Source organism: Burkholderia sp. WSM2232 (assembly GCF_000472545.1).
Classification (GTDB): domain Bacteria; phylum Pseudomonadota; class Gammaproteobacteria; order Burkholderiales; family Burkholderiaceae; genus Paraburkholderia.
Map to the genome: position 1 here is coordinate 172,572 of NZ_AWZV01000012.1, position 17,263 is coordinate 189,834.

Annotated in this window: 14 protein-coding genes; 6 read left to right on the top strand and 8 right to left on the bottom strand. The window is 64.0% G+C overall.

The genetic code is table 11. The features are described from left to right. Positions 1–2 precede the first annotated feature (2 nt). The gene (gene tssB / locus F757_RS0113105) at positions 3–512 is read right to left on the bottom strand and encodes a type VI secretion system contractile sheath small subunit (RefSeq protein ID WP_013338149.1); all 510 of its coding nucleotides are present in this window, start codon (positions 510–512) and stop codon (positions 3–5) included. Positions 513–1,225: 713 nt separating this feature from the next. Here tssB and tssA point away from each other — a divergent pair. Both tssA and tssJ read left to right on the top strand, forming a co-directional pair. Then, positions 1,226–2,827, top strand: coding sequence for a type VI secretion system protein TssA (gene tssA, locus F757_RS0113115; RefSeq protein WP_027211779.1), 1,602 nt, complete (start codon positions 1,226–1,228; stop codon positions 2,825–2,827). A 149-nt stretch (positions 2,828–2,976) separates the two neighbouring features. Further along, positions 2,977–3,588, top strand: coding sequence for a type VI secretion system lipoprotein TssJ (tssJ, locus tag F757_RS33450; RefSeq protein WP_035466740.1), 612 nt, complete (start codon positions 2,977–2,979; stop codon positions 3,586–3,588). Positions 3,589–3,656: 68 nt separating this feature from the next. On the opposite strand, the gene F757_RS0113125 is transcribed toward tssJ, so the two are convergent. Next, positions 3,657–4,868 carry an MFS transporter gene (locus F757_RS0113125; protein ID WP_027211780.1) on the bottom strand — a complete coding sequence of 404 codons (1,212 nt, stop codon included), beginning with the start codon at positions 4,866–4,868 and terminating at the stop codon, positions 3,657–3,659. Between the two features lie 395 nt (positions 4,869–5,263). Here F757_RS0113125 and xdhA point away from each other — a divergent pair, with 395 nt between their 5' ends. From xdhA to xdhC, 3 genes are read left to right on the top strand one after another with little or no spacing between them, the layout of a single operon-like run. Further along, positions 5,264–6,817 (top strand): xanthine dehydrogenase small subunit, encoded by a 1,554-nt coding sequence (xdhA, locus tag F757_RS0113130; protein ID WP_027211781.1) that lies wholly within the window; start codon positions 5,264–5,266, stop codon positions 6,815–6,817. A 36-nt stretch (positions 6,818–6,853) separates the two neighbouring features. After that, complete coding sequence (gene xdhB, locus F757_RS0113135) at positions 6,854–9,220, top strand: xanthine dehydrogenase molybdopterin binding subunit (protein ID WP_027211782.1); 2,367 nt, start codon at positions 6,854–6,856, stop codon at positions 9,218–9,220. A 14-nt stretch (positions 9,221–9,234) separates the two neighbouring features. After that, on the top strand, positions 9,235–9,819 hold the full coding sequence (gene xdhC, locus F757_RS33455; protein WP_035466742.1) for a xanthine dehydrogenase accessory protein XdhC: 585 nt from the start codon (positions 9,235–9,237) through the stop codon (positions 9,817–9,819). A gap of 72 nt (positions 9,820–9,891) precedes the next feature. Here xdhC and F757_RS0113145 read toward each other — a convergent pair whose 3' ends face one another. From F757_RS0113145 to F757_RS0113155, 3 genes are all read right to left on the bottom strand, one after another. Beyond that, positions 9,892–10,845 (bottom strand): LysR substrate-binding domain-containing protein, encoded by a 954-nt coding sequence (locus F757_RS0113145; RefSeq protein ID WP_027211783.1) that lies wholly within the window; start codon positions 10,843–10,845, stop codon positions 9,892–9,894. Positions 10,846–11,062: 217 nt separating this feature from the next. Beyond that, positions 11,063–11,707, bottom strand: coding sequence for a 2-hydroxychromene-2-carboxylate isomerase (locus tag F757_RS0113150; RefSeq protein ID WP_027211784.1), 645 nt, complete (start codon positions 11,705–11,707; stop codon positions 11,063–11,065). A 100-nt stretch (positions 11,708–11,807) separates the two neighbouring features. Next, positions 11,808–13,430, bottom strand: coding sequence for a TAXI family TRAP transporter solute-binding subunit (locus F757_RS0113155; RefSeq protein WP_027211785.1), 1,623 nt, complete (start codon positions 13,428–13,430; stop codon positions 11,808–11,810). A 517-nt stretch (positions 13,431–13,947) separates the two neighbouring features. On the opposite strand from F757_RS0113155, the gene F757_RS0113160 reads away from it, so the two are divergent. Next, positions 13,948–14,301 carry a BON domain-containing protein gene (locus F757_RS0113160; RefSeq protein ID WP_027211786.1) on the top strand — a complete coding sequence of 118 codons (354 nt, stop codon included), beginning with the start codon at positions 13,948–13,950 and terminating at the stop codon, positions 14,299–14,301. 258 nt (positions 14,302–14,559) lie between these two features. Here the strand turns inward: F757_RS0113160 and arsH are convergent, their stop codons facing one another. The 3 genes from arsH to arsB are packed head-to-tail and all read right to left on the bottom strand — an operon-like array spanning position 14,560 to position 17,243. Then, positions 14,560–15,324 (bottom strand): arsenical resistance protein ArsH, encoded by a 765-nt coding sequence (arsH, locus tag F757_RS0113165; RefSeq protein WP_027211787.1) that lies wholly within the window; start codon positions 15,322–15,324, stop codon positions 14,560–14,562. Between the two features lie 11 nt (positions 15,325–15,335). Further along, positions 15,336–16,163 (bottom strand): arsenic resistance N-acetyltransferase ArsN2, encoded by an 828-nt coding sequence (arsN2, locus tag F757_RS35115; protein WP_084530840.1) that lies wholly within the window; start codon positions 16,161–16,163, stop codon positions 15,336–15,338. A 9-nt stretch (positions 16,164–16,172) separates the two neighbouring features. Then, the gene (gene arsB, locus F757_RS0113180) at positions 16,173–17,243 is read right to left on the bottom strand and encodes an ACR3 family arsenite efflux transporter (RefSeq protein ID WP_027211789.1); all 1,071 of its coding nucleotides are present in this window, start codon (positions 17,241–17,243) and stop codon (positions 16,173–16,175) included. Positions 17,244–17,263: the final 20 nt, after the last annotated feature.

The following is a 17,263-nucleotide window of genomic DNA, read 5'->3' on the forward strand; positions in this document are numbered from 1 at the left end:
GATTACTGTTGCGTAGCCGGTGCTGATTCACCGATTTGCTGCAGGTCCGAGCGCAGGCGGTCGGACAGGGCCGGGTCCTTGAGGATTTTCTCGAGCTCGCGACGAAACGTTGCGTTATCGAGCAGGTTGGATTTGAGGTCGCGCAGCAGGTTGCGGGCAGCCATCAGCGCGCGCAACTCCGGCACCTTGCCTGCCACGACATCCGGTCTGAAGTCGTCCATCGACTTGAATTCCAGGCTCACCGGCAGTTCGGAGCCGTCGCCTGCCAGCGTATTCTCGACAGCGATCTTCGCCTTGGGGCTGTAGTCGGCGAGAACCGAATTGAAGTTGTTCTTGTTGATGTCGATCCTGGCGCGTTCCGCGAGTGCGCGCGTGTCCTGGCCGTTGCTGTAGTCGCCCATGACCAGCAGCTTGAGCGGAAGCTCCACCTTTTTCTGCGCGCCCCCAGTATGCAGGTCAAGCTTGATATTGATTCTTGCTTTCGGTACCTCGTTCTGGAAGCTGTTTGCCATTTTTTATGTCCTTAGGATCTTGAGTGTCGATACATCAATCAGTACAACAAACATGAATATCGAATATGTAACACACGCGTTTCGTCTTGAAATTGCGTTTTTGAAAAATTTGATCAAGACGAAAAAAATTGCTCGAATCCTATTCACAGAATGGGCCGCAGGAGTTACCGTTGCTGCCCAAAACTCGCCTGGTGGTAATCATAAGCAGTACAGATAGTGCGAGTGCGCCGCGATACGAAGGGGGATAATGAGCGATGGCTGGTTTGAACGAACACGTCGGCGGGATCGAAGCGATCCCGCGAGCCGTAACGGGGCGGCAGTCATATTTTCTTGACGTAACCGGGCCTGCCAACGGTTGCGAAATTTCTGTCGTATCGTTCAGCACCGTCGAGCGTATCGGCGAGCCGTATCGCGTGATTGTGGAAATTGCGCATCCCGGCTCGCTTTCGCACGACGATTACTTGGGGCGGGATGGGATGTTGAGCTTCGGCCAGGCCGACGCAGGCGCCTCACGCTCGTGCGCATGGGCCTGGGCAAGGTGCCACTGCAGCTATTGGCGCCGCGCAACCGCGCCGCTATCCCGCAGCCGCCGGTTGCCCTGTCTGAAGCAGGCAACCGGCGGCTGATCCCTGCGCAAGCCGGTCTCCATTGCGCCATCGCACGTCCGTTCCGACCGGCAGTCGGGTCCCCCGTGCAGCCCCTCTCTCACGCCTATGCTAACGAACCTTCTGAGCGCGCTGTTCGGCGCGCGCCCGCCGTCCGATCTTGCCCGTTCGACACAAGGACAATGGGATGACTGGCTGCGTCCCATCAGCGATAACGCGCCCACCGGTGCCGACCCCGGTTACGACGACGACTTCCTCGCGATCAAGGAAGAAGTCGCCAGACTTTCCGACATCGACGACACGCTTATTGTCGAAACAGCCGAGCGCCTGCTCAAGCACAGCGCGAAGGATGTGCGTCTCGCGGTCTATTACGTGTATGGACGTATGCGCCGTGATGGCGCTGAAGGCGTGGCGTGCGGCTTCGAACTGCTGTCGGCGCTGATCGACCGTTTTGGCGAAGATCTACTGCCGGCCCGCGCCGAAACCCGCAAGGCCGCGCTGGAGTGGCTCGCGGGCAGCACCTTCGCGGACCGGCTGGAACGCGTACAAGGTCTGTCCGATGCGCTGCTCGAACGCACGCTCTCGGCGCTCGCGTTGATTGTCGAGCGCACCGCGCAATGGCCGGAAGCCGCACGTCCGGAACTGGATGCGCTGTTTCGCCGCTTCGAAAGTCGCGTGGAAACGCCGCGGCCTGCGCCAAGCATCAGTAATGACACGCTCTCTGGCGCTACGCCGTCGCCCGCGACCCTGGCGGCCGCGGCGCTGGCCGCTCCCACCGAAGTCGCTTCGACCCGCGAACTGCTCGACCGTGCGCGTCAAATGGCGCAGTTTCTGCGAGACCAGCCACACGGATATCTCGCAGCTTACCGGCTGATGCGCTGCGTGCGCTGGGACACGCTCACGGAAGTGCCGCCGCACGAGGCCAGTGGCAAAACGCGGCTCGTCGCGCCGCGCGCCGAATTGCGCTCCCATCTGAAACGGCTGCTGTTGCAGAAACAATGGCCGGAACTATTGGATCGGGTCGAAGCGGCGTTTGCCGAAGGCGCCAACCACTTCTGGCTGGATCTTCAGTATTACGCGTTCAGCGCGCAGGAGCAGGCTGGCGGCCAATATGCGCAGGTCCGCGACCTGGTCGCGACCGACTGCGCACTGATGCTCGAGCGCCTGCCTGGACTCGATCAGTTGGCGTTTTCCGACGGTTCGCCGTTTGCCGACGACGCTACGCTCGAATGGATCGCGCGCTACGCGACGGTACGTGACGTCGAGCGTGGCGAGGCAGTCGCGCCTGTGAGCTCCTCGTCGGCTCACACCGATTGGGCGGAAACCGAGGCGCACGCGTGCGATCTTGCCGCCCAGCAGGGACTCGAGGCGGCGTTTGCCTGGCTGCAGGGTTTGCCCGCGCAGCGCGGAGAACAGGGCGAGCGCGAACGCTTCCTGCGCCAACTGGTGATGGCGCGCGTGGCCGAGCGCGCCGACCGTGCTGACACGGCGCTGCATCTGCTGTCCACGCTCGAGCGCAGCGCACAGCGTTTCGAGCTTGGCGCGTGGGAGCCGTCCCTCGCGTTTGAAGCCAAGCATCATCTGCTGCGCTTGCTGAAAGTGAGAATGAACCGCAAGGACGCAGACAAGCCGGCGTTGAGCGCGCGCATCGAACTGCTGACGGGCGAGCTCACCGCGATCGATCCGGCGCGAGCCGTCACGCTGGCTTAAGCCATGCCGGACGCCGGGATATCGACATACCCGTCCAACTCGGCCAATGGACCGGCGGCACCTCACCGCACGCCGCCCGCCAGCGCACCCCCGCGCTCCCTGCCCACTGACAGGCGATCTGATTCATGCAACACACAAAGGACCAAACGATGATGCAGAAACTTCGGGGCGGAGCGATCGTCCTGACCATGCTTGCGCTCGCCGGGTGCGGAGTCGGGCAGACGGTCAAGGACAGCACGGTAGACGCAGCGAAATGGGCATTCACGACGCAGGTGAAAACGATGAACATCGACCTCGCGAGCCGCTCGTCGTTGAACACAACTGGCGATGGACAATCGTTGTCGACGGTGGTGCGGATCTATCAGTTGAAAACGGCACAGATCTTCCAGCAGCTCGACTACCAGCAGTTGCAAACCAACGACCTCGATGCGCTGAAAGCCGACGTGCTGGCAACCAGAGACGTCGTGCTGCGCCCGGACGCCAGCGCGAGCATTAGCGAGCCGATGAACGGCGACGCGCAATATGTCGGCGTCGTTGCCTTTTTCCGCAACGCGGGCAGCGACGCGACGTGGAAGCTCGTCATTCCGAAGAAGCAGTGGAAGAAGACGGACCCGGTGAAGATCGAGGCACGCGAGAACACACTCAATCTGATCGGCGCAACCGAGGACACCATCCGGCGCAACGCGCCGCAACAGAGCCTGCCGAATCCGGCACAGCCGAAGCCGCCTGCGTCGACCGGTCGCGCAACCCCGGCGGGCTAGTTCTTCCTGGCCAAAGGGAGGGCATCAGAAAGCGCCGCGCGCCAACACAGCCAGGCGCGCGCCCGCGCTCAAAGTGCCGCGGGCATCTTCCCCACCTTCGTATCGCGAAGATAAAGAAAACAGGACAGCCCGACAGCCGCCGCAGCAGCGATAGCCGCGAACAGGAACACCGACCCATAGCCGAACTCGCCGGCAATGTAGCCTGCCAACGGCCCGGTAATGCCCAACGAGAGGTCGAGAAACACCGAATACGCCGACAAGGCGGCACCCCGGCTGGCCGGCGGCACGAGGCCCACGGCCTCCACACCCAGCGCTGGAAACACCAACGCAAAGCCGAATCCGGTCAACGCCGCGCCCGCCAATGCCACGTGCGGCTCGGGCGCGAGCCACAGCATCAGCAAGCCGACGCATTCGAAGGAAAACGAAGCAATCGCGACCCGGAACCCGCCGTAAGTCTTGATGGTGTTGGCAAACAGCAGCCGCGCGCCGATGAACAGCGTGCCGAACACCGTCAGCGAGAGCGCCGCGTTCGGCCACTGCTTCGCCGCATAGAACAGCGTGATGAACGTCGCGATCGATCCAAAACCGGCGGAGCCGAGCGCGAGGCCTATGCCGTGCGGCAGCACGCGCGTGAATACGCTCCGGTACGACATCCGCTCGCCGTGCACGACGGGCACCGGCGCAATCGAGCGCGCAAGGTAGAAGCCGAGCGCTGCCAGCAGCATGACCAGAATGCCGAGCGCGGCAAAGCCGACGGTCCGCTCGATTGCCACGCCAAGCGGCGCGCCCACCGCCAGCGCGCCATATGTGGCAATGCCGTTCCAGGAAATCACCCGTGCGTTATTGCTCGTGCCCACCCGGCCGATTCCCCACAGAATCGCGCCCGTGCCGCACAGGCTTTCGCCGAATCCGAGCACCAGCCGGCTGCAGACCAGCAGCGCGAGGCTCGCCGCCGGCCAGCGTCCGCACAGGACCGCCAGCAGCAACAGCACGCCGCTCGCGCCGCAGCCGAGCAAGCCGATGGACACCGTGCGCTTCGGCCCGAGCGTATCTGCGGAACGGCCGGCGAGCGGCCGCGAGGCCAGCGTCGCCAGGTATTGGACGCTGATCGCCGCACCGGCGAGCACCGCGCTATACCCGAGGTCGTCGTGGACGTAGCCGGGCAGCACCGCAAGCGGAATGCCGATCGTCAGGTAGCAAAGAAACGTGAAAAAGACGACCGGAATGATCTGCATGGTCGTCGCAAATTCGCTGCGAGGTGGCGCTGAGTCGGTGGACATGGGGAAAACGAGACTTGAAAACCGCGGGAAGGCGTGATTTTCCCATGGAACCGAGTCTCGTGCAGCGCTCGCTTAATAATTGTGGGATGAAAGGCGGGCAGCAAGGGCTTCAAAAGCGTACTCGGGGCGCGAAAATGCGCCCCTACGGCCGCCTAAATCCGCTTCGACACCGCCCGAGAGTTGGCGTAAACGCACCAACCTTCGCTATAACGCCTGGAACAGGCCACTTCAACATAAGCGAACGGCGCGCTCAACCTGTCTCAATATCGTTTTGTGAATATGTCCCGCATGCGACTCGGGCTATGGGTTCTATTTATTGACGATGATAGTTTTTGAACCATCCGCGCGGTGCTGGCAGCCGCGCCCGAGATTCGAGAACACCGAGAGCCCGACACATGACTGAGCCGATTCGCTTTTATCACCGCAACGAGATCCGCGAGATCAAGGACGCGCCCGTCACCCGCACGGTTCTGCAGTATCTGCGCGAGGACGCGCGTTGCACCGGCACCAAGGAAGGCTGCGCCGAGGGCGATTGCGGCGCGTGCACCGTGGTGGTCGGCGAGCGCAACGAAGCGGGCGGCGTCGACTTCAAGGCGGTCAACGCGTGCATCCAGTTCATGCCGACGCTCGACGGCAAAGCGCTCTTTACCGTCGAAGACCTGCGCCAGCCCGACGGCTCGCTGCACCCGGTACAGCAGGCGCTGGTCGAATGCCACGGCTCCCAATGCGGTTTCTGTACGCCCGGCTTCGTCATGTCGATGTGGTCTCTGTACGAAAAGCACGGCCACGAACAGAGCTGCGCGAACCGGACGGTGCCGTCGCGCGAAGCGATCAGCAACGCGCTCACCGGCAACCTGTGCCGCTGCACCGGCTATCGTCCGATCGTGGATGCAGCCGTGCGCATGTTCGAAGCGCCCGCGCCGAAAGCGCCGCTGAACGCGGACGCACTCGCGGCCGCGCTTGCCACGCTGCAACGCGATCACACGTTTCACTATGAACACGACGGTCAGCGCTTTTACGCGCCGCGCACCGTCGAAGCACTCGCTCAGATCAAGCAGACCGAACCGGCCGCGCGCATTCTCGCGGGCAGCACGGACATCGGCTTGTGGGTGACCAAGCAGATGCGCGAGCTTGGCAACGTGGTCTACGTAGGGCAGATTGCCGAATTGCAGAAACTCGAAACGCGCGGCGACTGGATCGAGATCGGCGCGGGCGTGACCGTCGAAAAGGCCTACGCCGAGATCGCGAAGCAGTACCCCGAAGTCACGGAGATGTGGCAGCGCTTCGCCTCGCTGCCGATCCGCAACGCAGGCACGCTCGGCGGCAACATCGCCAACGGCTCGCCGATCGGCGACTCGATGCCGGGCCTCATCGCGCTCGGTGCGCGCGTGATCGTGCGCGGCGGCGCCAGCGAACGCGAGATGCCGCTCGAAGACCTGTACCTCGCCTATCAGAAGAAGGACATGGCGGAACACGAGTTCGTGGTCGGCGTGAAGGTGCCGGCTCGCACCGGCGCCCGCGCGCAGTTGCAATTCCGTACCTACAAGCTCTCGAAGCGCTTCGACTCCGACATCTCCGCCGTGTGCGCGGCGTTTTCGTTCATCGCCGACGGCACGCTGATTCGTGAGCCGCGCATCGCGTTCGGCGGCATGGCCGCCACACCGAAGCGCGCGACCCAGGCGGAAGCCGTGCTGCGCGACGCGCAATGGCACGAAGCCACCGTCCAGGCCGCGATGCTCGCGCTTGCTAACGACTACACGCCGCTCTCCGACATGCGCGCGACCAGCAACTATCGTCTGGAAGCCGCGAAAAACACCTTGTATCGCTTCTGGCTCGAAACCCGCCCGCACAATCCGCTGCCCAGAAGCGCGCTGGACGTGCGCGCGGTCGCGGCGGCTCGCGCGCCAGCCGACGCGCATAGCCAAGCCAACGCGGCAGCCGGCGCCTGACGCGCGCGATCCAGCAGAAACACGGAGAACACAACAATGAATCAGCATGCCGAACCTTTCCTGAAAGACGCTCAGGCGCTCGAAGACTTCACGCAGGTGCACGTGTCGCGTCCGCATGAATCGGCGCATCTGCACGTGAGCGGCCGCGCCACTTATACGGATGACATTCCCACCGTGGCCGGCACGCTGCACGCGGCGCTCGGCCTGTCGTCGAAAGCGCATGCGAAGATCGTGTCGATGTCGTTCGAGCAAGTTCGCGCGACGCCCGGCGTGGTCGCTATCTTCACCGCGAACGACATTCCGGGCGCCAACGATGTGGCGCCCATCGTCCACGGCGACGATCCGATTCTCGCGGACGGGCTCGTGCAATACGTCGGGCAGCCGGTGTTCATCGTGGTCGCGACCTCGCATGAAGCCGCGCGCCTCGCCGCACGGCGCGCCGAGATTGTCTACGAGGAACTGCCCGCGATTCTGACCGCGCAGCAGGCGCGCGCTGCCAACCAGTCGGTGCTGCCGCCGATGAAACTCGCGCGCGGCGAGGCCGGCACGAAGATCGCGCGCGCGGCGCATCGGGAGGCCGGCGAAATGCTGCTCGGCGGTCAGGAGCAGTTCTATCTGGAAGGGCAGATTTCCTACGCGGTGCCCAAGGACGACGACGGCATGCACGTCTACTGCTCGACGCAGCATCCCACGGAAATGCAGCATCTCGTCGCGCACGCATTGGGCATTGCTTCGCATAACGTATTAATCGAATGCCGGCGCATGGGCGGCGGCTTTGGCGGCAAGGAATCGCAGTCGGGCCTCTTTGCATGCTGCGCGGCGCTCGCCGCGTGGAAGCTGCTGTGCCCCGTCAAACTGCGCCCCGATCGCGACGACGACATGATGATTACCGGCAAGCGTCACGACTTCCATTACACCTATGAAGTCGGCTACGACGACAAGGGCCTGATCGAGGGCGTCGCGGTCGACATGACTTCGCGCTGCGGCTTTTCGGCGGACCTGTCGGGCCCGGTGATGACGCGTGCGCTGTGTCACTTCGACAACGCGTACTGGCTTTCGGACGTCGCGATCGGCGGCTTCTGCGGCAAGACCAACACGCAGTCGAACACCGCGTTTCGCGGCTTCGGCGGTCCGCAAGGCGCGTTTGCCATCGAGTACATCATGGACAACGTGGCGCGTTCCCTCGGCGAAGATGCGCTCGACGTACGCCGCCGCAACCTGTACGGCAAGACTGAGCGCAATCAGACGCCGTATGGTCAGATGGTCGAAGACAACGTGATTCACGAACTGATCGACGAACTGGAAGCGACGAGTCAATACCGCGCACGGCGCGCCGCGATCAACGAGTTCAACGCGAACAACGAGGTGCTGAAGAAAGGGCTGGCGCTCACGCCGGTCAAGTTCGGCATTGCATTCAACGTCACGCATTTCAACCAGGCCGGCGCTCTCGTACACATCTACACCGACGGTTCCGTGCTCGTGAACCACGGCGGCACCGAAATGGGCCAGGGCTTGAATACAAAGGTCGCGCAGGTCGTCGCGCATGAACTGGGCGTCGGCTTTGAGCGCATTCGTGTGAGCGCGACCGATACGAGCAAGGTCGCGAATACCTCGGCGACGGCGGCGTCGACCGGCTCCGATCTGAACGGCAAGGCCGCGCAGGACGCGGCGCGTCAGTTGCGCGAGCGTCTCGCCGCGTTCGCCGCCGAGCGGTTCGGCGCGGGCGTGGTCGCTGCAGCAGAAGTACGCTTTGTGCATGACCGCGTAATTGTGGGCGACGCTGTGGTGCCGTTCGAAGAAGTGGTCGCGAAGGCGTACCTCGCGCGCGTCCAGCTTTGGTCCGACGGTTTTTACGCGACGCCCAAACTGTACTGGGATCAGGCGAAGCTGCAAGGCCGGCCGTTCTATTACTACTCGTATGGCGCGGCTGTGTCCGAAGTGGTGATCGACACGCTGACCGGCGAAATGCGCGTGCTGCGCGCGGACGCGCTGCATGACGTGGGCGCGTCGCTGAATCCGGCGCTCGACGTCGGCCAGGTGGAAGGCGCGTTCATTCAGGGCATGGGCTGGCTGACTACCGAAGAGCTGTGGTGGAACGCCGGCGGCAAGCTGATGACGCACGCGCCGTCCACGTACAAGATTCCGACTGTCAACGACACGCCGCCCGAATTCAACGTGCGCCTCTTCAAGAACCGCAACGCGGAGGACAGCATTCACCGTTCGAAGGCGACGGGCGAGCCGCCGTTGCTGCTGCCGTTCTCGGTGTTCTTTGCAATTCGCGATGCGATTTCCGCAGTCGGCGGTCACAAGGTGAATCCGCCGCTGAACGCGCCGGCCACCAGCGGGGAAATCCTCAAGGCCGTCGGCGCGGTGCGCGCCGCGGCGTGCGCTGCGCGGCAATAATGAGGACGACCGCGATGGAAGACTGCTACCCAATGAGCACCGGCAGGCGCAGCGCTGTGCAAGCGCCACGCGCGGCGCCGCTGCATGTCGTCCTGTTTGGTGCGGGTCACGTGGGGCACGCGCTGATAGCGTTGCTCGGCACGCTGCCATGCGTGGTTCAATGGGTCGACGAGCGCGACGAACTTTTCCCCGACGAAACGCCCGCAAACGTGCAAGTGGAAGCCACCGACACACCCGAGGCGATCGTCGACTCCGCACCGCCCGGCGCCTGGTTTCTGGTGATGACGCATAGCCATGCGCTCGATTTTTCGCTCGCGCTTCGCATCATGCGGCGACGCGACTTCGCCTACTTCGGCATGATCGGTTCGAAGACGAAGCGCGTGAAGTTCGAGCGGCGTTTGCTCGAACGTGGCATCGAGCCTGAGCGGCTCGAGCAGATGACGTGTCCGATTGGCATTGCGGGCATCGTCGATAAGGCGCCGGCTGCGATTGCCGTGGCGGTGTGCGCGGAGTTGCTGCAGGTTCGCGGGCAGCGCGAAATCACGTCACGGGTTGCGGCTTTGCAGCCCGAGCGGCAACGGCCCGCCATCAGCGTGTAGCAGCGGGCCGGATGGCGCCTGAACAGTCATTCGCCCATCCGCCCGATACGTCACGCACGTCACGCGCTTCGCTCAGCGCACCGGCTTCACGCGCCGCGTCTTCTGTGCGACCAGGCCGTGCGATACCTGGGACATCAACGCGCGCAGCCAGCCGAGATCGCTCGGGCGATCCGGCTGCGGATGCCACATCTGATAGCACTTGATACGCGGAAACGGAATGGGCGCCTCGACCACTGCGAGCGGCAGAATGCTCGCGTAATGCATTGCAAAGCGGCGCGTCGTCGTGAAGATCAGATCCGATTGCAACAGCGTCTGCGGCACGAGCCCGAAGTAGGGCAGCGTGGCGACGATGCGTCGTTGCGCTTTGGCACGTGCAAAGCCGATGTCGATCGCGCCGCCGCGTCCGCCGCTATAAGGAGTCGGCGCGAGGTGTGGCGCGGCGAGATAGGCCTCGCGCGTGAGCGGCGCATGCGCGAGCGGATGATTCGCACGCATCAGGCACACCACGGTGTCCGAGAAAAGATCGCTGCGCTCAAAACGCGCATCGGGCTTCGGCCAGTTGCCGATCACGAGATCGAGCTCGCCCGCGTCCAGCGCAGCGCTATGGTCCAGCATCGGATTCAGAGAATCGATTTCGAGCCGGGCGTGCGGCGCCGCCTCGCGAAACTGCGCGATCACGGTTGGCATGAAGAAGTCATTCAGATAATCGGGCGCCGCCACGCGAAACGTGCGGCGCGAACGGCCCGGATCGAAGTCGCCGTGGGGCGTCGCCACGAAGTCCACCTCGCGCAGCACGCGCTGCGCGGAGGCCAGCAGCGACTCGCCATATTCGGTCGGCACCATGCCCGACTTGCCGCGTACGAGGATCGGATCATTCAGCGTCTCGCGCAGCTTGCGCAGCGCGGTACTGATTGCGGGCTGGGTCTGATTGAGCCGCAGCGCGGTCTGCGTGACGCTGCGCTCGACGAGCAGCGTGCGCAGCACGCGCACGAGCCAGATATCGAGGGAGGCGGCGGTGTCGTCCATGGTCAGGAAGGAAGCGAAGCGCCGGGCTGCTGTCGCAAAGCACGAACGCCTGTTGGGGCAGGCGCGCGCATGCCCTGCAACAACGCGCGAACCATGCATGGCGCAAAGGTTATAACCTTAGGCCCGATTGCACCGCGGCCGCCATAGCGCGCGCGGTATGACCGGCATCAGCCACGTCCAGGGCGTGTGTCCTGCCGCCGTCCGCCGCGCTCGCCGTTCAGATGTCCGCGGCACCCCAGGGCAGCGCACTGATCCGCTTGACCTCGCTCGATTCCAGCCAGTTCGGCGTACGCGCGCAATAGAGCACCATCGGCAAGGCATCTTCGCCCCAGAACAACTGATCGTTCAGACGGAAGGTCGGGACGCCATACACGCCGAGCCCGATTGCATCGGCGGTATTGCGCTGCAACTGTGCCTTCACTTCCTCGCTTTTGATGAGCTCGGGCCCGTCTGGCATGCCCACGCGCTCGCACAGTTCGGCGAACGCCTCGTCGCCCGACGGATCGCGGCCCTCGCGCCAGATGAAGCGGAAGATCTCGCGCACGCAGACTACGTCGGCCTGAGCGGCGGTGGCGAGCAGCAGCGGCTTCATCGAGTCGAACGGATGGGCGGGCGGCATCTTGTACGGAATGCCGAGCTGCTCGGCGCGAAAGAGGGCGTGCCGGTACATGAACGTGCGCTTGGCCGGCACGCTGTAGGCGGGCCGTTGCCCCCAATGGCGATACAGGTCGTTCAGCACCACCGGCGTGAAGACGAAGTCGAAGCCCGGCCATTTGTCATGTTGCTCGAGTAGCAGATACGTGAACGGCGAGACGAAATCGTAGAACCACAGCGGCTGCGCGGCGTCGATGCCAACGGTCATATATGTCTCCCGGATTGCCTGCCCGACGGGATCGGCGGATGAATCTGCTCGAACGTCGGAATTGTAATGATCTTACGCGGTGCGGCTCCGCCTTGCACCGTCAATCTGACTGGCGGCGCTCGCGCACCGGTGTTGCGTCGCGGGTTTCGTCGCGGAGTTCGCCACCTTCGCCGACTTCGCCGATCTCGGCGGCTTCGTTCGGCGCAGCGGGCGGCGTGCCGTTATGCGTGCCGGCCGCGTCCGCGCGATCCGCTCGGCTGGCTTCGTCTGCATCTGTACCGGCGCTGGCCTCGACGGAGTCGTCGTCCGCATCGTCGCCGGATATATCCCGCCACGTATCACGCTTTGTATCGCCGCTCATATCGCCGCTCATATCGCGGCTTCGCATGAGCCTCGCCCGCACAAAGCCGATATGCTCGCGCAGCACGTAGAACTGGTCGGCATAGGCGAGCGGCATCTTCAGACCATTGACCGAATCCTCGATGGTATCGAGCCGTTGCCGCAAGGAAGCCCGCTCGGCCGCCGAATGGTCGCTGAGCGCGCTGCGCTCGATGGCGATCAGCGCGCCATACCAGCGATAGATGCGCGACTTCACACGCCACGCGTAGAGCGACGGCACGAGGCGCAACGCCGGAATCAGCAGCACCACGAGCGGCACGACCACCACCAGCAAGCGGTCGGCGAGGCTCGCGAGCCAGAACGGCAACAGCCGGTACAGGAAGCTCTTGCCCGACTTGTAGTAGCGCGCGGCGTCGTCGCTGATCGGGAAATCGTGAGCGAGCGGCGCGGGGAATTCGCCGGCGCGCTGCATGATGTTGGCCTTGCCGTGCACCTCGCGCGCGGCCTCGATCAGCAAGTCCGACAGCGCGGGATGCAGCGAGGTGCGCGCCACCAGTTCGGCGGTCGGCGCGACCATATGGATCGGCATGGACGGCAGATTCTTGCCGAGGTCGAACGCGCCCATCGGCAATTCGAGTTGCGTCAGATACGGAAAGCGCCGCGTGTACGCGTCGGCCTGCGTGAAATCGTAGAACTGCACGTTCGGCGTGCGGTAAAGCTTGCCCATGACGGCGGGCTGCGCCGAATCGCCGGCAAGAAACGCCGCGTCCACCTTGCCGGAGACGAGCGCCTGCGCCGCGTCGTCGCCCGAGAGCGGCAGCAGGCGGGTTGCACCGCCGGGCTCGATGCCGTTGGCCTTGAGCAGCGCGAGCGCCAGTTGGCGCGTGCCGCTGCCCTCGGCCCCAACCGCGAGCCGCTGGCCCTTGAATTCGGACAGCCGCGTGACCGTGGGCCCGTGATAAAAGATTGCGAGCGGCACATACGACACGCTGCCAAGCGACATCAATCCATTGCTGGCCGCGCCGGGCGCGATGCCGTCCTGCACGAAGGCAACGTCCACATTCGAATCCGGGTCCGAGAGCCGTTGCAGATTCTGCAAGGAGCCTTCAGAAGGCAGCACGTTCAACGTGATGCGGTTGCGCGCCAGAATTTCCTTGTACTTTTGCGCGGCATTCCAGAATGTGCTGCCCTGCGGACCGGCGCTGATGGTCAGCGTGCTGGGCGGCGCGGGCTGGATGAGGCGCACGGCGACCCAGATCGCGGCCACGGCGATCAGGAAAATCGGTCCGAACGAGACCGCGAGATCGCGCCACGAGATCGCGACGAAACGGGCGACGAGGCGGGTAGGGCGCGTTGGATGTTTGCGGCCGGCGGCTGGCTTCATCGGATGACGGACGGCTACGGTCGAAGGTGAACTTGAAGGGCGGCTCTGTGCGTGGCGCCGATGGTACCTGAGATTGCCGCGGCGGCGGAATTGCAGGGCTGGCGGGGCGCCGAGAAAGCCGTAACAAAAAGTGACGACACACGGATGCGATCAACGCCCGTTCGCATGCTCCATGAGTAAACCCTTTGCGCTTCTGGCCCGGCTAGATTAAATTGTGCATCGCTGCCGCGAACACAGGTTTCGCGCGGCGCGACCCGGCACGACACACAAGAACCGGGCGCGTCGGCGGATTTCGCGGCCTGCCGGTTTCCGTACCGCATCGCATGCGCGTTGTCGTCATCGCATGCGGCACATGGCAGCCGGCCTCTCTTAGCCTCTCGCACCTCGTGTCGCAGCCACAGCCGGCCATTGCCTCGCCGCGCGCCTTGTCGCGTCCGGCGTTTGGGCATGGCCGCAGGTAGTCGTAACGAAGCCGCTTATTCAAGCGGTCCAATATGAAGCTAAGGAGAGAAGAAACATGAAATCGGTCGGTTTTCTGAAGACGCTGGGCTCGGTGGTGGCAATGGTGGTGGCATGCAATGTCTACGCTCAGGCAAGCGATGCAACGGCAACGGGCACGACAGCCGCCCCTGCCACGACCGCGAAGGCGAGCAAGAAGGCCAATAGCCAGCTCGGCCGCAAGGTGCGCGCCGCCATTTCGAAGGTGCAAGGCCTCGACGTGTCGAACATCGCCGTGCGCGCACGCGGCGGCGCCGTGACGCTGACGGGCTCGGTGCCCGACCAGGGCCAGATTGACGCGGCCGGCGAAGCAGCCAAGGGCGTCGCGGGCGTGACCTCGGTGTCCAACAAGCTGACGGTGATGCAGCAGTAAGCACGGCATGCGGGCTTTCGGCAAGCCCGCTGCGACGGCGCATTGATCGGGGCATGCAAGGGGGCGCGGATGTCAGCGCTTGAGGCGGTTCCCGACGCAATGCGCCGTTTCCCCAGCGGTCCGCCACTGGTCAGCCACCGGTCCGCAATCGATCCGGAATCGGTCCGCCGCCGGTCAGCCACCGGTCCGCAATCGATCCGGAATCGGTCAGCCATCGGTCCGCAATCGGCCCGCCACCGGCCCTATCGCCCCGCGGGGCTACTCGACCTCACTCTCGTCCGTGTCGCCAATCTCTGCGCCGTGCTCATGGCTCATGGCCGCATTGGCGAGCGATCTCACGTTTGCCGGCATGCGCTCCTTGCGCTCGCTGTATCTGTCGGTCAGGTAGTCCGAACGATCGCGGATGAGCAGCGTGAACTTGTAGAGCTCTTCCATGACGTCCACGACCCGATCGTAGTACGACGACGGCTTCATCCGCCCGTTCTCGTCGAATTCCTGAAATGCCTTGGCGACCGAACTCTGGTTGGGAATCGTCACCATGCGCATCCAGCGGCCCAGTATGCGCAGCGCGTTGACTGCGTTGAACGACTGTGAACCGCCGGACACTTGCATGACCGCAAGCGTGCGGCCTTGCGTGGGACGGATGCTGCCGGAATCAAGCGGCAGCCAGTCGATCTGGTTCTTGAAAACCCCTGTGAGCGCGCCGTGACGTTCCGGGCTGCACCACACCTGTCCCTCGGACCATAACGACAGCGCGCGCAGTTCCGCTACCTTGGGGTGCTCCGGCGAAACGCTGTCGGCAAGCGGCAGGCCGTGCGGATCGAATACCCTGGTTTCGGCACCGAGCTGCCGCAGTATCCGTTCGGCTTCGAGGGCAAGCAATCTACTGTACGACGTCGGCCTGAGCGAGCCGTACAGAAGAAGAATGCGCGGAGGGTGTTGCGAGTGCGCGCGTGGCTCGAGCTTCGCGAGATCGGGTGTGTCCAGATGAACGGCGCTGATGTTGGGTAGATCCGTCTGCATTGGCAATGGCGTTAGAGTGTGATCGCGCGCGACAGCAGGACAGTGCTCGACGGGCACAAACCGGCTGCCTGGCGTGTGGCGAGTATGGGCGCCGGGGCCGCGTCGCGGCTGACAGGCTTGAAACCGGACTTTTCAAAAAACGCGCGTTCGTTCAGTGTGAGCAGCCACGCGGTTCGTGCGCCCGCGTCGAACGCCTCACGCAACAGCACCGCGAGCATGTTTCGTCCGATGCCTTTGCCGCGATGCTCCGGCAACACGACAAGTGAGCGCACAAGCGCATCGCGACCGCATTGCTCGAAACCACCATAGCCGACATGCGAGCCTGCCAGTGTGGAGAAGGTGAAGAACGAGCGGCCCGCTTCGTTCAGGTCATCGGTGGGAAGCCGGGCGTCGCGCAGGGCTTGCGCCAGTCCAGCGTGGTCGCCCGCAATGGGACGAGCAACGATGAAAGGAACACCTTCGTCCTTCAGTATCTCGCGCTGCGGCAGGTTCGCGAGCAGGCCGGCCACTGCGTCTGAGGGCCGGCACAGACGTGTGCCGCGGGGCGTGACGACGATAGGCCGGTTGATCAGAACCGGATGCGCGAGCATTGCATCGATTAGTTGCGCGTCGCTCAGTGCACAGTTGCCGAGTCCGAGTTCCTCGTAGGGCGTTCCCTTCTTCCGGAGGACGTCCCGTACGGCCATTCCGCTGTCCGCTATCAGGCGCTCGAGCGTCGCCCGATCTGGCGGATGGCGCAGATACTCGACGACCTGCGGATTCTCGCCGGCCTCGCGCAGCAGCGCGAGCACGTTGCGCGACGTGCCGCAGTCGGGATTGTGATAGATCGTCACAGTCATCGTTTGTGCTCAATGGGTTCGCGTTTCATACCAATGCTGGGAGCGGTTCACGACGCCGACCACCAGCAGCATGACAGGCACCTCGATCAGTACGCCGACCACCGTTGCCAGCGCTGCGCCCGACTCGAAGCCAAACAGGCTGATGGCGGTTGCCACGGCGAGTTCGAAGAAGTTGCTCGCACCGATCAGGCTGGACGGACCGGCAACGCAGTGCGCAACGCCGAGTTTGCGGTTCAGCAGATAAGCCAGACCCGAGTTCAGGAAGACCTGGATCAGGATCGGCACGGCGAGCATTGCGATTACTAGCGGCTCGCCGATAATGGCCTGGCCCTGGAATGCGAATAGCAGCACGAGGGTTGTTAGCAGCGCGCCGATCGAATACGGACCTAGTCGGGCGACCGTGCGTTCGAACTGAGCCGCGCCGGATCGCAGCAGCCGGCGACGCAGAATCTGCGCGATGACCACGGGGATCACGATATAAACGCCCACCGAGGTGAGCAGCGTGTCCCACGGCACCGTGATCGCGGACAGGCCAAGCAGTAGCGCAACGATCGGCGCAAACGCGACGACCATGATCGCGTCGTTCAGTGCCACCTGCGAGAGCGTGAAATACGGGTCGCCCTTGCACAGCTGCGACCAGACAAAAACCATCGCGGTGCATGGCGCCGCGGCCAGCAGGATCAGCCCTGCGACGTAGCTGTCCAGTTGCGCTGCCGGCAACCATGCTGCGAAAACATGCCGCACGAAAATCCAGCCAAGTAGCGCCATCGAAAAAGGCTTGATCAGCCAGTTGACGAACAGCGTCACGCCAATGCCGCGCCAATGCTCTTTGACCTGGGCCATCGCACTGAAGTCGATCTTGATCAGCATCGGTATGACCATGACCCAGATCAGCACCCCGACCGGAACGTTGACGTGCGCCAGTTCCGTGCGACCGATGGTTTGGAACACCGCCGGCAGCCAGTGCCCGAGCACGATGCCGGTCACGATGCAAAGCGCGACCCACACGGTCAGATAGCGTTCGAAGAAGCCGATACCGGCAGCCCGGGAATCGCCTGCCGCCTGGTCCGGGCTACTCATATGCGGTGCCGCAATGCGGG

Excerpts from the sequence above, each read along its gene's own strand:
- F757_RS0113155 (WP_027211785.1), bottom strand. The coding sequence starts at position 13,430 with ATGAAGCCAGCCGCCGGCCGCAAACATCCAACGCGCCCTACCCGCCTC.
- tssJ (WP_035466740.1), top strand. The coding sequence starts at position 2,977 with ATGATGCAGAAACTTCGGGGCGGAGCGATCGTCCTGACCATGCTTGCG.
- xdhB (WP_027211782.1), top strand. The coding sequence starts at position 6,854 with ATGAATCAGCATGCCGAACCTTTCCTGAAAGACGCTCAGGCGCTCGAA.
- F757_RS0113145 (WP_027211783.1), bottom strand. The coding sequence starts at position 10,845 with ATGGACGACACCGCCGCCTCCCTCGATATCTGGCTCGTGCGCGTGCTG.
- tssA (WP_027211779.1), top strand. The coding sequence starts at position 1,226 with ATGCTAACGAACCTTCTGAGCGCGCTGTTCGGCGCGCGCCCGCCGTCC.
- xdhA (WP_027211781.1), top strand. The coding sequence starts at position 5,264 with ATGACTGAGCCGATTCGCTTTTATCACCGCAACGAGATCCGCGAGATC.
- F757_RS0113125 (WP_027211780.1), bottom strand. The coding sequence starts at position 4,868 with ATGTCCACCGACTCAGCGCCACCTCGCAGCGAATTTGCGACGACCATG.
- xdhC (WP_035466742.1), top strand. The coding sequence starts at position 9,235 with ATGGAAGACTGCTACCCAATGAGCACCGGCAGGCGCAGCGCTGTGCAA.
- arsN2 (WP_084530840.1), bottom strand. The coding sequence starts at position 16,163 with ATGACTGTGACGATCTATCACAATCCCGACTGCGGCACGTCGCGCAAC.
- tssB (WP_013338149.1), bottom strand. The coding sequence starts at position 512 with ATGGCAAACAGCTTCCAGAACGAGGTACCGAAAGCAAGAATCAATATC.
- arsH (WP_027211787.1), bottom strand. The coding sequence starts at position 15,324 with ATGCAGACGGATCTACCCAACATCAGCGCCGTTCATCTGGACACACCC.
- F757_RS0113150 (WP_027211784.1), bottom strand. The coding sequence starts at position 11,707 with ATGACCGTTGGCATCGACGCCGCGCAGCCGCTGTGGTTCTACGATTTC.
- arsB (WP_027211789.1), bottom strand. The coding sequence starts at position 17,243 with ATGAGTAGCCCGGACCAGGCGGCAGGCGATTCCCGGGCTGCCGGTATC.
- F757_RS0113160 (WP_027211786.1), top strand. The coding sequence starts at position 13,948 with ATGAAATCGGTCGGTTTTCTGAAGACGCTGGGCTCGGTGGTGGCAATG.